This is a genomic window from Planctomycetaceae bacterium, assembly GCA_041398825.1.
Classification (GTDB): domain Bacteria; phylum Planctomycetota; class Planctomycetia; order Planctomycetales; family Planctomycetaceae; genus F1-80-MAGs062.
This window is the reverse complement of record JAWKTX010000011.1, coordinates 57,332-72,796: the sequence shown is the minus strand read 5'-3', so window position 1 is coordinate 72,796 and position 15,465 is coordinate 57,332. Positions and strand designations below refer to the sequence as shown.

The 15,465-nt window shown below is 54.0% G+C and carries 9 protein-coding genes; 5 read left to right on the top strand and 4 right to left on the bottom strand.

Annotation, left to right across the window (positions count from 1 at the left end; genetic code table 11):
* The first annotated feature begins 314 nt into the window (after positions 1 to 314).
* The gene (gatB, locus tag R3C20_19130) at positions 315 to 1,823 is read left to right on the top strand and encodes an Asp-tRNA(Asn)/Glu-tRNA(Gln) amidotransferase subunit GatB (GenBank protein MEZ6042615.1); all 1,509 of its coding nucleotides are present in this window, start codon (positions 315 to 317) and stop codon (positions 1,821 to 1,823) included.
* A 197-nt stretch (positions 1,824 to 2,020) separates the two neighbouring features.
* Here the strand turns inward: gatB and R3C20_19125 are convergent, their stop codons facing one another.
* Positions 2,021 to 2,542 carry a hypothetical protein gene (locus R3C20_19125; GenBank protein ID MEZ6042614.1) on the bottom strand — a complete coding sequence of 174 codons (522 nt, stop codon included), beginning with the start codon at positions 2,540 to 2,542 and terminating at the stop codon, positions 2,021 to 2,023.
* Positions 2,543 to 2,789: 247 nt separating this feature from the next.
* On the bottom strand, positions 2,790 to 3,119 hold the full coding sequence (locus tag R3C20_19120) for a hypothetical protein (GenBank protein MEZ6042613.1): 330 nt from the start codon (positions 3,117 to 3,119) through the stop codon (positions 2,790 to 2,792).
* Positions 3,120 to 3,564: 445 nt separating this feature from the next.
* Here R3C20_19120 and ilvB point away from each other — a divergent pair, with 445 nt between their 5' ends.
* Entirely contained in the window at positions 3,565 to 5,340 is a 1,776-nt protein-coding gene (gene ilvB, locus R3C20_19115) for a biosynthetic-type acetolactate synthase large subunit (GenBank protein MEZ6042612.1), read from the top strand.
* Between the two features lie 104 nt (positions 5,341 to 5,444).
* Here the strand turns inward: ilvB and R3C20_19110 are convergent, their stop codons facing one another.
* Positions 5,445 to 8,225: a DEAD/DEAH box helicase gene (locus R3C20_19110; GenBank protein ID MEZ6042611.1), complete on the bottom strand. Its 2,781-nt coding sequence runs from the start codon at positions 8,223 to 8,225 to the stop codon at positions 5,445 to 5,447.
* A gap of 1 nt (position 8,226) precedes the next feature.
* The gene (locus R3C20_19105) at positions 8,227 to 10,182 is read right to left on the bottom strand and encodes an exo-alpha-sialidase (protein ID MEZ6042610.1); all 1,956 of its coding nucleotides are present in this window, start codon (positions 10,180 to 10,182) and stop codon (positions 8,227 to 8,229) included.
* Between the two features lie 128 nt (positions 10,183 to 10,310).
* Here R3C20_19105 and R3C20_19100 point away from each other — a divergent pair, with 128 nt between their 5' ends.
* The 3 genes from R3C20_19100 to R3C20_19090 all read left to right on the top strand — a co-directional run bounded on the left by R3C20_19100 (position 10,311) and on the right by R3C20_19090 (position 15,394).
* Entirely contained in the window at positions 10,311 to 11,555 is a 1,245-nt protein-coding gene (locus R3C20_19100) for a DUF1570 domain-containing protein (protein ID MEZ6042609.1), read from the top strand.
* A 175-nt stretch (positions 11,556 to 11,730) separates the two neighbouring features.
* A complete protein-coding gene (locus tag R3C20_19095) occupies positions 11,731 to 12,270 on the top strand; it encodes a hypothetical protein (protein MEZ6042608.1) in 540 nt (179 codons plus the stop codon).
* Positions 12,271 to 12,334: 64 nt separating this feature from the next.
* Positions 12,335 to 15,394: a c-type cytochrome gene (locus tag R3C20_19090; GenBank protein MEZ6042607.1), complete on the top strand. Its 3,060-nt coding sequence runs from the start codon at positions 12,335 to 12,337 to the stop codon at positions 15,392 to 15,394.
* Positions 15,395 to 15,465: the final 71 nt, after the last annotated feature.

Sequence of the window (15,465 nt, the reverse complement as noted above, 5' to 3'; positions counted from 1 at the left end):
GCCTGATGCTTCAGACTTCACTGTGCCGAGAGGCGACCGTGCAGTCCTGAACGTACAGAGGGCGTCACGATTCTGACGCTATTCTCACCAACGTTATCGTGGTTGAATACGCACCGCAACCATGACACCATCGCAGGAATGACTGCGGGGAGGGCATTACGTCCGGTCGAATGACGAGAGTTCATCTCCGAAACGACAACCTGGTCACTACTCTGGGTTCTGCGGCGGTCTGTGGTTATCATTCCGAACAACCTGACAGGAAATCAGGCCGATCCTGCAAATCATAATGCCATCTGACAGACGAACGAACCGCCATGTCATCTGCTGAGTACACCGTCATTATCGGACTTGAAGTTCATACGCAGCTCAAAACAGACAGTAAGCTGTTTTGTGGCTGCTCAACCGAATTTGGTGCGGCCCCGAATACGCAAACGTGCCCGGTGTGTCTGGGATTGCCCGGCGCGCTTCCGGTCATGAACAGGCGAGCGTTCGAACTGTCAGTGCGCACGGCTCTGGCTTTAAATTGTGAAATCGCAGAGTTCACCAAATGGGACCGCAAACAGTACTATTACCCGGATCTCCCTAAGGCATACCAGATCAGTCAGTTCGATCTGCCGTTCAGTTCGAATGGTTGGTTGAAAATTGCGGCAGATGACCCGACCGCCGAACCTCGTACGATCCGCATCACGCGTGCTCATCTTGAAGAGGACGCCGGAAAAAACGTCCACGACGAGTCGGGCCGCGGTGGAGACAGTTTGGTCGACCTGAACCGCACCGGCACTCCGCTGCTGGAAATTGTCAGTGAGCCGGACCTGCGTTCTGCCAGCGAAGCGCGTCGATATCTGGAAGAATTGCGAACGTTACTGCTGTTTGTTGGCGTTTCTGACTGCAATATGCAGGAAGGCAGTCTCCGGTGCGACGCCAACATAAATCTGCACTTCCACAATGCTGATGGCAGCCGAACAGCAACGCCAATTGTTGAACTCAAGAACATGAACAGTTTCCGGAACGTGGAACTGGCGGTTGAGTTTGAGATTCGGAGGCAGGCGAAACTCTTTAAAGAGACGGGCCTCAAACTTGGGGACCCCGGCGCAACGAAACAGACACGAGGCTGGGACGCTGAACGTGGAACTACCTTTGCCCAGCGTGAGAAAGAAGAATCATCCGATTATCGATATTTCCCGGACCCGGATCTCGTACCCGTCGTGCTGACCAGGGAGCAGATCGAAGAGGCGAGGACTCTTCTACCGGAGACACCAGCAATTCGCCGGGAGCGATTTCAATCGCAGCTTGGTCTCACAGAATACGACGCAGGCGTCATCATCGCTCAGGGGCCCGATGTGACTGAGTACTTCGAATGCGTGGCAAGTTTGTGCGGCGATGGAAAAATTGCTGCGAATTGGGTCACCCAGGATATCCTTCGCGATCTCAATGCAGATGAACTCTCGTTATCAGAATTCCCCATCACTGCCGAAATTCTGGGCTCACTTCTGAAGTGGATCAAAGATGATCGACTGACCACGAAAAGTGCGCGTGACGTTTACGCAGAGCTGAAAAGCGTTTCTGCCGCAGGCAATCCCATTCATGCGAGTGACGTTGAGCGAATCATTCACGAACGAAAACTGGAGATCATCAAAGACACTGGAGCGCTGCTGGCAGCAATTACCGCGGCCATTGCTTCGAAACCTGAGGCTGCCGCTGACGTCAAAGCCGGCAAGCTGGCCGCTGTCGGTCCTATGATTGGGATGATCATGAAACAGGTCGCCGGGGCTGATCCAAAGACGGTCCGAGCCATGCTGATCGAAACGATCACCAACAGCTGATGGGTGACGCGACTTTCGGGAGTCCGTGCACAACTCCGGAGAGCCATTTCTCTACAGATGATGGCAGCCGGATGTCGATGCGTTCGTTTCGGTAGCTGACTATTTGTCGCTCGGCCGTTTTGGTGAACCACAGTTCGCGGCGGTGTATCGTTGAAAATTCAAAAGCGCGTCCGGGATTCAGGTATCCGATCCGCGATTCAGGCTGGGCCCAGGCCCATCATTCGTCGCCATGCACTCAGCTGGCCCAGATGAATCATCATGTGACCGCCCAGGTAAAAATTGTGCATTGAGCCCAGTGTTGGGAACAGCTCTCGCATTCGCCCTTCCTGTGGATTCTGTACCGAAAAAACTTCGTCGGGCGTCGTTCGAAGCACCTGCTCCACGGCTCGATGCCCGTTGAAGAATGCCGTAGTGATCACCTCCATCGATGGGTAGATGGTGGCGTCCGGATCGTCAACGCATTTCGCGTCTTTCGAGAATACCACATCGAAACCGTCCGGAATCAGAGGAGCAGGAAGGTCCAGTTGCTCAAGAATCCGCGGACCATAGAGACTCAAATGCCCGTAGATAAATGCGGCATGGTTGGAATCAACCGCGACGCCACCAGGCGTTGCGATCCTGGCAAACATCGATGGCGTGATGTCCTTCAACATTCGTTCTGCGTAGTTCAGCGACAGATTCAGTGATTCAGCCATGATGCTGCCAAGTGACGTTGTCATTTTCTTCCTGCCGCAGAGAATCTTATTGGTTGGATCATTGATACTGACCGCCGAGCAAAACAACCACCTGTGGCGAGATCCGAAGACAAACGCACGCCAGCAAATCCATCACAAATGGGGGCTTTATCCAGACGCCGAGACTCGATGTTACTTGGCATCATTCCCACTGACCAGCCTGGATGGACGGTCGGTTGTTGACTGAGGGGCGTTCCGAGCGATACCGACCATGGCGTCCGAACCACAGTTTTCAGCCGTTACGTCGAATCTCGTAGACAGGCCATTCCGTTCCGCAGTCATTACAGTGGAAACCGACGATGGTTGCTGTGCCCGGAACGGGCAGGCGACTCTTGGGGCTGATCATAGCGTCCTGCAGCTCCAGTGGCTCAATATCGCAGTGTGAGCAATTTGGGCAGGTTCGGTTATCCCGGATCAGTCTCGCACGACGGGTGGGCTCCGTGAAGCGACCACTGAAAATGATAGTTCGTCGAGCGGCTTCGAAAGGGATAACGTCAGCATCCAGTTCGTTGTCGATGTCTTCAGCAGGCGGTGAATAAAGACGTAGTGGCACGCGATTCATCGGTGGTTCCTCCCTGAAACACTGAATGCCCGGTCGAAGTCATGTCGACCACAATTCATAAGCCCGTTTGAGACCACCAACGTCAGTGTTGGGTATTCCCAGAGTCTCACGGGTGAAAAACTGAACGGCTGGGCAATCTATTCCGAACACATGGATAACTCAAGGGTCAAATTGCTGAGATTGTCATTCGGGACGTCGTCGATTCTGCGGGAACCCCCTGTGGTCGGCCTCTGCCGGAAGTCTGTTCTAACTGGGAAGAATGGGCATGAATTCAATGATTCGAAGGAATCTGCCCGAATCCGGGGTCGAACACACGAAGACGCGTACGTAAACTGCTGACACGCAGTTCCTGCCGAAACGGAATGAATCCAGGCAAAGTTTCAATCCGACAAATCGACCTGAGAACCTGCTGGATGACCCCGTTCTTTTGCTGAGGTGAATGACGTTGGCTACGGTTGAAAAGGCGACACAAACAATTAACGGTGCCCAGATTCTGGTAGAAATGCTGATTCGGCACCAAACGAAAAGCATCTTTGCCTATCCAGGCGGATGCAGCATGCCGCTCCACCAGGCGTTACGAGAGCGACGCGACGACATCCGGACGATCCTGCCACGGCACGAACAGGGAGGCTGCTTTGCTGCACAGGGCATCGCTCGCTCGACTGGAGAAGTTGGTGTGTGCATGGCGACCAGCGGTCCCGGGGCCACAAACCTGGTGACGGGCATTGCGGATGCAAAGCTGGACAGCATTCCGATGATTGCCATCACCGGACAGGTGCCGCAGGCTGTTATTGGCAGCGACGCGTTTCAGGAAACACCAATTGTCGAAGTCTGTCGGGCAATCACAAAACATCATTACATGATTACCGACATCCGGGATGTCGCAAGAATCGTCAAAGAAGCGTACCACATCGCTTCGACCGGGCGACCGGGGCCTGTGCTGATCGACTTCCCGAAAGATGTACAACTGGCTGAGATTCCACTGTCAGAAGTCGACTTTGATCCGGGCTTCAAGCTTCCAGGATACCATCCGGAAGTTCGAACCGCCGCACCGGAGCAGATCCGGCAGGTGATTGCTGCGATCCGGCGAAGCAAGCGACCAGTGCTTTATGTAGGTGGAGGGTGCATCCAGAGTGAGGCGTCTGAAGAACTCACTAAGCTGGCCCTCCGAACGGGCATCCCGGTTGCGATGACCGTGATGGGACTTGGCGTTTTTCCTGGAACTCATCCGCAATCTCTGCATATGCTCGGCATGCACGGGACTGTGTATGCCAACTACGCAGTCGACCAGTCGGATTTGCTTCTGGCATTCGGTGTTCGATTCGATGACCGGGTCACCGGAAAACTGGAAGAGTTCGCGAAACATGGCAAGATCGTCCACGTCGACATCGATCCATCTGAAATCCACAAGAACAAAGAAGCTCACATCCCCATCGTGACGGATGTCAAATCCTGCCTCGAAGCGATCAATGCCGAGCTGAAAGATTCGGATATCCCGGACCTGACGGAATGGCACCAGCAAATCAGCGTCTGGAAAGACAAGTTTCCGTTGAGCTACGCGGATGCGGGAGATGCAATCCTGCAGCAGTACGCCATTGAGGAACTTTGGCGCCAGACCAGTGAAAGAGACACTTATATCACCGTGGGAGTCGGGCAACACCAGATGTGGTCGGCTCAGTTCTATAAGTTCGACAAACCACGCCGATGGATGAGCAGTTCTGGTCTTGGCACCATGGGCTTCGGCCTTCCAGCTGCGATGGGAGTTCAGACTGCGCACCCGGAATCCCTGGTTGTGGATATTGATGGTGATGGTTCGTTCCAGATGAACATTCAGGAACTGGGCACCCTGTTCTGCGAAAAGCTCCCTGTCAAAATTCTCCTGCTCAATAACCAGCATCTGGGAATGGTGGTTCAATGGGAGGACCGGTTTAACGACGGTCGTCGAGCCCATACATATCTTGGCCCGGTCCATCACCCCGAAGCGCTGGGAGAGGGCGATGGATCGATGCCGGTCGAGACATTCCCGAACTTCGTGCAGATTGCCCGGGGATACGGCGTCACAGCTTCACAGGTTCGAAGCAAGGCTGAGTTTCCAAAGGCTCTGGCCGCGATGCTCGATCACGATGGCCCGTACCTTCTGGATGTCATCTGCCCCTATCAGGAACACGTCCTGCCAATGATCCCAAGCGGCAGAACCGTCAGGGAAATCATCGTCGAGTAACTGGATCAAGCAACCAGCAGAAAACTAAAAGGGTGAGACCAGATTGGGTTTCACCCTTTTTTGTTTCTATCCTTTGGCCGTGCGTGCAGGACCATCGCACGCGATCACAACTGATCAGGATTCAGGGTCTGGTTCTGCAGGGCTTCGACAACCTCATCAGTGCTGTCGGGATCCACTGCACGACAGGAATCCGTGAGGATCGAGGCGAGTTCGGCCAGGTCTGTTCGCCATTCCGCGGGATCAATATTCGGCGGTTCAATCTGAGAGAACTCGCCACAGAGAAGGATCAGCCGAAGACAGTGGCGAAAGATCACTCCTTCCTGCTTTGTTAATTCCCTGGCCCGGACATAGCGATCAAAGTTCCCGCCGTAACGAAGCAAGTCTCCCACGCACCAAACGCTGGTGCTGAACACGTCATCCACGCCTGGATACTCGCTTCGAAAAAGCAGACGCATTTTGTCACCCAGAACGAGAGGCGGAATACGACGCCCCGTCTCTTCGTCGCGAAACCCCTGCAGTTCGTCAACAGTGACAAGCCCTCGCGAAATCAGTTTTTGGTTCAGATAGTCTGACGCCAGAGGTCCTGGTGGCATTTGATCCGGAAATGGAACCCGCACCATTCCGGAAACACTTCTTGGCATATCGAGAACCGCTTCGAGCAACTGCAGGCGTTCTTCGTAGTTGGCGAGGTGCATGTGCTCCGCAAGAAACATTCCGTACAAAGGGTTGATGCTCCGAAAAGCAAAAAGCAATGGCAGTTGATCGGTTGGAATTGCGAGCTTCGGCTCGTAAGTGATGAGTGAACCTGCGTCATCCAGACGACCTGACGAAGTGCCGGAGGATGCCGTCGCCTGAGACTTTTTCTTCGCAACCGACGTCGAAGCCTGACCAGTTTCCATCGCTTCCTGAATCAACTTCCCGAGTAAACCGCCTCCACTCGTTGGTAACTCCCCCGTCGTGGTTGGTTGCTTCTCAACGGCTTCGGCCGCGACTGGCGATGTCATTGATGCGTTTGAATCTGCCGGAAGGACGTTCGCGGGCTCAACCGATTCCGTTGTCTCACTGACGTTCAGCGTTTCTGTGTTCTCATTGGCGTCCTGAGCAGCGTCGTCATCTGCGAAAATCCCAAGTCCAAAGGCATCCACTTCCTCATCGCTCAACGCAGTGCTGCTGAAATCATGAACTTCGCCGATTTCCAGTTTTTCCTGTTCTCCTGTGGTCCATCGAGATCGAGTGGCAGTCCAGACAGTCCCGTCTTTCGGCAACAGCGATGCACCACCACCGGAGCCAGCAATGACCGAATGAAATGGTCGGTCAGACATCGATTTGTCATCTCCGGATTCACTGGTGCCTGCTCGCCCCGGCGGTACAGGATCCAGTGAAATCATGCCTGCGGCATCCAGCGTAATCAGCATGCGTTTCAGAAGTCGCTCGGCATCGTCTTTTTGATCAGAATCCAGCAGGCGTTTCCGGACCGTTTCCTGCATCGTCATTACAGAGCCAGTTTTTCTGATCAGGAAGGCCAGCAGTCTCCACGGAAACCGGCCCCGACTTGAAAGTCTGGCTGGCGGTGCGGTCTGCAAAACTTCAAATTGCCGTTCTGTCCAGTATTGCTGACCTTCCCTGCGTTTGGGCATCTTCTTCTTCAGGTTCTTTTTCGCCTTGATCAGCATAGGATCGCGGGTGTCTTCCGGAATCGCGTCGTACTTTTCCTGCCAGCGAAACAATCGTACGTCATCTTCATGTGCGACGGCAAAAACAAAGCCACGACTGTCAAATTGTGGGCGTCCTGCGCGCCCGAACATCTGATGAGCAGAACTGGCCTCGATGACTTTCATGCGGCCCGGCGGCCCCTTGAGCAGCGATGTCATCACGACGGATCTGGCTGGAAGATTGATGCCGGCGGCCAGTGTTTCGGTGCAGACACAAATCGACAGAAGTTTCTTCTGGAACAGCTTTTCAATGATGCGTCTGTATTTGGGCAACAAGCCGGCGTGATGAATACCAACCCCTCGAATCAGTATCTGCTTCAGCTTCCCACCAGCCCCGATGCTCCAGTCAACCTGGTCGAGCTCGGCTTGCAACTGTTTCTGCTGGCCATCCGCCAGAAGCCGTTTGCCTTTCAGCTGCTCAGCAACGCTCCAGCATTCGTTTCTGTTAAAACAGAATACGAGCGCCGGCGTGTAACGATTCTCATCTTCGCCGTCCGCCATTTTCTCCAGATGATCCGAAAGCATTTCGTCCCCCACCCACGTAAAGGTAAGAGGGACACGGCGTTCTTCGCTTTGCAGTAATCGCAGTCGACGACCATGCTGACGTGCGAGCCAGACAACAAAATCAGCCGCATTCCCGACCGTGGCGCTGATGAGCAGAACTCGCACGTGTTTCGGCAGAATTCCCAGCGACAGTTCCCAGACAATACCACGTTCAATGTCGTTGAAGCTGTGAAATTCATCCATCACAACGGCAGACACGTCGTCGAACGGAAATTCCTCAGGCGACAATAACCGATTGAGGAGAATTTCTGCGACGACAACTAACAAACGAGCATCGGGGTTGATTCGACGGTTTCCAGTCACCAGACCGACATCATCTGCACTGAAGCCCCAGCGAACCGCTGACTCGCGCAATTCGTAAAACTTCTGCTCCGTCAACGCGATGAGTGGCGTTGTGTAATAGGCCCGGCGTCCTGTCAACAATGCTTCGAACATTGCCGTTTCTGCAACAACCGTTTTGCCGCTGCCCGTCGGCGCGCAAACGAGCAATCCATCGTCCTTCTCAAACCATGACAGGATAGCCTGTTCCTGAAACGGGTAGGGTGGCCAGGGCAATTGCTCCAGGTATCGCAATGCCACTTCTTCTGAACTGATCTCGGCAGATTCCATTTCATTCCGATCGATAGAACCGACTCACTGGCACAGAACGAAACCGACATGAATATTGCGATCCGGTATTGTCCCAATAGCTCATGACAGCTCGGTGGTGAATAAAGGTCAGACTTGTGTAGGAAAAGGTACGTTCCGGGTCGGTCTCAAGGTTGCAGGCAATTGACCAGTTTGTGCCTTCATCTTTGGACAATGCGACCGTTAGCGGGGTTCGACGGCCTCCATGGCCCTGACCTTCCTGCCAGGTATGGTTCCAAACCAGCATCAGATGACCTGTGGATGGTATCCGCCGAACGGTGCAAGGGGCCTCGGGTGCTCGCAATCCCAGCAATTCCATTTCCGACCACGTTTCACCCCGATCGCTCGAGTAGCTTCGGCCAATGTCCCCCAACTGGGTTCGAACAAGCATCATGATGCGACCGTCCCGGAGTTCCACGAGATCCGGCTCCATCGCTCCTCGTCTGGCCGCGTCAACAAATCTGCCATCGCCTCCATCGCTGACAGGGGATCTCCATGTTTCGCCGCCATCATCCGAGAGATAACAATGACTCACAAAATGGTTTACCGACTTCACATCAGAAGTGGAAGCCGCTGGCACCAGCAGCCGACCGCCGGTCAGCTGAAGTACTCGATCATTGTTGATCACGTGGTAACCAGGATCGCTGGTTACGAGAATCGGAGCACCAAACGTTCGGGCTTCGTCGTCAGAAAAGCGAACATACATGTCCAAATCGTCCAGTCCGTTCTTCTGAAGATAAAACAGTGCGATTCGGTTCGCGGATTGATTCTGAATCCTGCGCAAGGTGACGCTCATTACGTTCATCCCGCCGGTATTCTCTTGCAGGATAGTCGGTAATGACCAGGTGCGTCCTCCGTCTCCGGACCGACTGGCAACAATCTTTGCGCTGTCGAAATCACTTCCTCTGTCTTCGAACTGAGTTGCAGCAAACAGAAGTGATCCATCCGCCAGTTCGATCACTGACCCTTCTGTATTTCGTGGATGCTCCCCGGTTGCTGCGAAGACAATTCGTGACACATCCTCATTCACCGCGACTGATTCGCCCCGTGACATCTGCAGCAATGACTGAGCCGCGCGAATCGCGGCATCTTTGTGCGGATCATTCAGCATCGTAGTCAGCAATGGTGCCAGATGCGTGGCCCATGCGTCCCCGGCAAATGTAGCGGCATAAGTACGAACAGCCGGATCGCTGCTTTGAAGATTCTTTGCGAGGGCGGCGAGCCCGGAAGGATCGCCCAGTGCGGCCAGCGAATGATTGAGGTACGCAGTGGTGAGTTCATCGGCATGCCGGGAAAGTTGACTTTGGATCAGTGGGATGTCATCCACGGTGCCAATTCTTCCCAGAATCCAGGCAGCGACTTTGCATAATTCAGGATCGCGGTGGTTCAGCATTTCGCGCAGAAATACCACCGCTTCCGGGTTTCCGCCTCGAGCCAGTGCGCCGGCCGTCATCAACTTCAAACGCAGGTCTGTGGTCGTTTCAAACCGCATCCGCATCGCAGCACCACTGCCCAGGCGGTACACCTTATAGAGACTTTCCGCTGCATGGGTGTGTCCATGAGGATTGTTTGCCGCCAGGATATTCAGCATAACGCGGTCCCGCAAGACATCTCCGGCCCGCACAAGTTCACGAGCCAGGCCACAACGCCGCTGGTCATCGGTTTCCGTTTCCATAAGGGGAGTCAGAGTTTCAATGACTTCGGACGAATGGCCGCCGAGAGTTAAACCTTCGGCTGCATGGATCGCTGGCCAGAAGTCTTCGCCATGGATACCGGCCAGGCCGGATCTCAGAACCTGCAAACACTGGTCATGAACTTTCGGTTCCAGGAACAGGTGTTCCCTTGCCGCTATCGCCGACTCGTCCGCTCCCGTGTCCCCGGAAAAGCAGAGAACCTGCATAAGTGTGATGGCCAGACAGAGAAATTTGGTTCGCACCATTTGGCGATTCTTTCATTGAGTATTTCTAACGGCTACTGAGTTTCTAACGGCTGCTGTGCCTGTAGGATATGCGTAGAAACAGTTTCGCTGGTTTCGCCCCTTCCTCGGAGAGAAAGAGCACTCAGACAATGGTTGATCTCCAAAACCCTGCGCGATTTGCAAACGTCGCGCGCAGGCGGCGCATTGTAGTGTTCTTTTGGGTCTGCGTCCTGTTGAACACGACCGAACAAATCTCCGGGCAACTGAAAGACTCTGTCCAGCGTCCCTCTGCGGTCTTTGGCGATGAGCGTTCCGGGCAATCCGGCACGTTGAGCGTGACAATTCGCGAATCAGAAAGCGAAATCGTTGTTTCTGGTCGAATTCTGGTTCGTGCTGCCGATGGCGGTCTGCTTATCGAAGAACGCAGCGGGCGAATCCGGATCGTTAAGGCAGAGACAATCATTCAGGAATCTGTTTCTGACAGTCCATTCACGCGTTTCAATTCGGACGAACTCTCCGCCTATCTTCGTGGAATCACAGGCCCGGAGTTCGGGATTACCAAAACCCCGCATTACGTGATCTGCAGCAATTCATCACCGGAGTATGCAGAATTCTGCGGGAAGTTGCTCGAACGTGTTCATGGCGAGTTTTTTGATTTGTTTGAGCACGAGACGCGTCCCTTTATCGTGCAGCCAACGGCTCCGTTGCCCATCATTATTCTTGCAACAAATCAGGAACTCGTCGCTTTCGGAAAAACACAGCACCCGGACGTGTCGTTTGAAGACACGCCCGGATACTACTCAGTCCGGGAGAATCAGGTTCTGATGCACGACCTTTCCGGCGAACCCCAACGTAGTTCCATCAGCAGTATCCGCAAAAAACTTTCCGGCATGCCGCGTCAGGTCTCAACGGTTGTCCATGAAGCGGTTCATCAATTGGCGTTCAATAGTGGTCTTCAGGTGCGAATGGCGGACAATCCGCTTTGGTTTTCGGAAGGTTTGTCGTTGTGGTTTGAGCCGGCATCAGTTCGATCAACGTTGCTCTGGAATCGCCCGGGGCAGGTCAATCCTGTCCATCAGCCGTTATTCCGGTCGCAAATCATCGGAGAACGGCTCGTCCTCCCGTTACAACAGTTGGTTGCGAGTGACGCTCCATTTCAGAATGCCGACCAGGTAGCCGCGGCTTACTCCGAAAGCTGGGCGCTGATGACATGGCTGATCCGAAAAGACCCGGAAGGCATGGACCGCTTTATGAAGGCAATCTCCCAACGGAAACCGCTGAAACAGCTCACTCCTGATGAACGATCCCTGGAGTTTCAGTCGGCATTTGAAGAATCATTAGACGAAATTGAAACCTCCCTGATTCCTTACATCGGACGCATGCGGGTGCCATGAGAGTGGGCCTCTGCTGTTTTCTTCCTGAAACGCAGCTGAGAACCCATAATGTCCGGAAGCAACAAACTTCCCAGGATTCTTCATCCGACGATGCAACCATAGGTGGCCCGTACCACGATTTTGTCTGCACGCTGAACAGTACTGTTCTGACAACAATAAGAATGAGGAGGTTGTGATGAGTTGGCTAACAGAGAATTCATGGCCCCTGATTGTTGGTTGTGGAACCCTCGGAATCATGTCTGCGATCCTGTTCGACGCAAAAGGTCGAATGGCAGCCGTGGGCTTCTTTCTGCTGGCCGCATCCTTGTGGTGGTTCGAAGGTAGTGTTGTGACGGAAGCTGAAGTGCTGGAAAAGGATCTGCAGAGTATGCTGGATTCATTCATCAAACGAGACGAACCTGCCATCCACGGACAAATCTCGGACGATGCACCAAACCTTCGACAAATTGCATCCGAGGGCCTGAAACAGGTGACTCTGGATTCGGATTTTCATATCAAGGATGTCCGCATCGAACTGAACGAGTCAAACACCGAAGCGATCGCACATCTGCGAGCCAATGGGCAGGCAATTCTGCGAAGTTCCGGGTACGGCCAGAATGTTGCGACACGCTGGGAAACCCAATGGAAAAAAGAATCTGGTCGCTGGAAACTCACCGGTGTAAAGCGGCTGGACGTTGTGAACGGTCATGAAATCGGAATTCTTGACCCGCAGTGAAGCTGTCATCACGACAAATCTGTTCTGCTAAACTCTCGAAACAAAATCGCCAAAGGTGAACTTCTTGTCTGCTACCTTCGCTGGCCGGATATTTTCCTCAGGGAGAATCTTTTCTCACGCAACCATCGCCGGCAGGCTTCTGCTGTTGATCGCATTGTTTCAGAGTCTTTGCGCAGCCATCAGCGATGACTTCCCCGAAATTTACAACAGCGAACGCGACAGGAATGCGAAGCCGATGGCCGCGGAAAAGGCTGCTGCTTCGCTGAGCGTTCCAGCCGGTTTTCAGGTGTCGGTCTTTGCATCCGAACCCATGGTGCAGAATCCGATTGCCATGGCCTTTGATCGGCGGGGACGGATCTGGGTCGCAGAAAATTACACGTATGCAGAGCGACAGCAGCGGTTTGACTTGTCCCTGCGGGACCGTGTGTTGATTTTCGAAGACAGTAACAATGATGGTCGTGCCGATCAGCGAACCGTTTTTACAGATGACGTTCAGATTTTGACAAGCGTGGAAATCGGCCACGGCGGCGTATGGCTGATGTGCCCACCTCGACTCCTGTTTATCCCGGATACCGATGAAGACGGCAAGCCCGACGGTCCCGCTCAGGTTGCGCTGGATGGCTTTACGATTGGACAGGACAGCTACCATAACTTTGCCAATGGCCTGAGATGGGGCCCTGATGGCTGGCTCTATGGGCGGTGTGGCCATTCGTGCCCGGGATGGATTGGCCAGCCGGGTACTCCGCAGGATCAACGCGTACCGATTGACGGCGGAATATGGCGATACCATCCGACGCGCAAAGTGGTAGAGGTGCTTTGCCACGGCACGGTAAATCCCTGGGGCCATGACTGGGACGAATTCGGCGAACTCTTCTTCATCAACACAGTCATCGGACACCTTTGGCATATGATGCCAGGAGCGCATTTCAAAGAGTCTTTTGGCGAAAGCATGAATCCGTTGGTTTACGAGCGAATGGACATGATCGCCGACCACTTTCATTTTGATACTTCACTGGGCTGGTCGAAAAGTCGCGATGGCAAGGCGACTGATCATGGCGGTGGTCACGCACACATCGGCATGATGATTTACCAGGGCAGGCAGTGGCCCGAAGAATATCGTGGTAAGCTGTTGACTCTCAACATGCATGGTCGGCAATGCAACGTGGAACGTCTCGAACGACTGGGAGCTGGCTATGTCGGTCGACACGAGCCTGATTTTTTCGCCAGTCAGGACCCTTTCTTTCGGGGCATGGATATCCGAACGGGCCCTGACGGGAACGCGTACGTCATCGACTGGAGTGACACGGGTGAATGCCACGAACAAACCGGTGTGCATCGCCAGAGTGGGCGAATATTCAGGATTGCATGGAATGGCCAGCCATCAGCGACAACCACACCAAAACGAACCGCTTCCCCAAATGAAACAGCGGAACGTTTGAAATCTATCTGGCAGACTTATCGAGATCACCAATTGACGCAATCACAAATGCTGTCACTACTGGACGAAAAAGACGAACACATGCGCGTGTGGGGGATTCGTCTTCTCACTGATTTTTGGCCGCTGGATACGATCACGGGACTTCGTCCCGCCATTCAATGGGAGCCCGGATCGAATGAACACGCCGCAATGGACACCATCATTAGCCGGTTTCTCGAAATGGCGTCAACGGAAGAGTCAGGACTTGTCCTGTCTGCACTGGCATCCACTCTTCAACGATTGCCCGTTGACCGCCGTTCGTCATTAGCCGCAGAAATCATGAAACATCCGGCCTATGCAAATGATCCTTCCCTGCCGTTCCTGACTTGGTTTGGATTGATGGCCGTTGCAAACGAACGGCCGACAGAACTGGTACCGCTGGTCCTGAATTCCAAATGGCCGCGTCTTACTCAGTGGATTGCCAGAAGCATTGGATCGGCGGCGGTTGGAAATCGGGGTCATAGCCAGAATTCCGCTTCGACCTCTGGAGCCGAAACCGTCATTCCGGACAAGATTTCTTCTGGCGCCACGTCATTCGACTCCCTGCTCGATGACCTGATCGCAGTCATCCCGGACCTTGAGGAACCTCTGCAGCTTGCCGTTCTTCGGGGATTGCGAGACTCATTTCAGGGCGTGCGTAAAGTTGACCGCCCACCGTCATGGGAAAATATTGCCACAACATCTGCCGCTCGCAACGATCCCGAATTGTTTCGCGGACTGGACATCGTCTTCGGAAGTGGCCGCGCGCTGAATGAAATCAAAGCCATTGCGATGAGTACAACGGCCGATAAACTGACACGCGATGCGGCACTCCGAACACTGATTGCTGCCGAGCCTGACGATCTGCGTGACTTTTGCTCAACGTTTATCAGGGTCAGAGGCGCGAATCTGATCGCAGCTCAGGCTCTCGCGCGATTTGACGATGCAAATATCGCCCGCTTGCTGATCGAAAACTTCCGTCGTTTTCCAGCCGATGACCGGCCGGGCGTCATCCAGATCCTCACATCCCGCGCGCGTTTTGCACGTGAACTCCTGCTGGCCGCGAAAGAGGGGGCGCCCATCTCTGTCACTGCCATCACGCCGGCAGACGCACGAATGATTCGCAGCCTGGACGACAACAGCATCAACCGACTGCTGGCCGAGGTTTGGGGCGAGATCCGAGATACTCCCGCCGACAAAGAGGCGGCGGCGAATAAACTCCGCTCGCAACTGACTCCTGAGATTCTGGCATCGGGCAACCTCCCCGCGGGACGCGTCTTGTTTCGCAAACACTGCTCGCAATGCCACCGCCTTTACGAAGAGGGCGCAACGATTGGGCCTAATCTCACCGGAGCTCAGCGGGGTAACCTCGACTATCTCATTGACAACATTGTCGACCCCAGCGGTGTCGTGGGAAAAGATTTCCGCATGTCCGTTATTGCATTGAAGAACGGTCGGATTCTGAATGGATTGATCGCATCGGAAAACAGCCAGAGTCTGAGTATCCAGACAACAACGGAACGTTTGACGCTGCCGCAGGATGAAATTGATGAGAAGCGAACGACAAGCCTTTCACCGATGCCGGACGGAATTCTGGAAAAGCTCTCCACTGCAGAGATTCGCGATCTGTTTGCCTACCTGATGCACCCCACCCAGGTACCGGACTGACGTCCCATGCCAACGGCGTCGCGGAAAGTGCAAACCGTTTTGCAGACACCACGATGACAGGTACACTGCCG

Excerpts from the sequence above, each read along its gene's own strand:
- gatB (MEZ6042615.1), top strand. The coding sequence starts at position 315 with ATGTCATCTGCTGAGTACACCGTCATTATCGGACTTGAAGTTCATACG.
- R3C20_19125 (MEZ6042614.1), bottom strand. The coding sequence starts at position 2,542 with ATGACAACGTCACTTGGCAGCATCATGGCTGAATCACTGAATCTGTCG.
- R3C20_19120 (MEZ6042613.1), bottom strand. The coding sequence starts at position 3,119 with ATGAATCGCGTGCCACTACGTCTTTATTCACCGCCTGCTGAAGACATC.
- R3C20_19110 (MEZ6042611.1), bottom strand. The coding sequence starts at position 8,225 with ATGGAATCTGCCGAGATCAGTTCAGAAGAAGTGGCATTGCGATACCTG.
- R3C20_19105 (MEZ6042610.1), bottom strand. The coding sequence starts at position 10,182 with ATGGTGCGAACCAAATTTCTCTGTCTGGCCATCACACTTATGCAGGTT.
- R3C20_19100 (MEZ6042609.1), top strand. The coding sequence starts at position 10,311 with ATGGTTGATCTCCAAAACCCTGCGCGATTTGCAAACGTCGCGCGCAGG.
- R3C20_19095 (MEZ6042608.1), top strand. The coding sequence starts at position 11,731 with ATGAGTTGGCTAACAGAGAATTCATGGCCCCTGATTGTTGGTTGTGGA.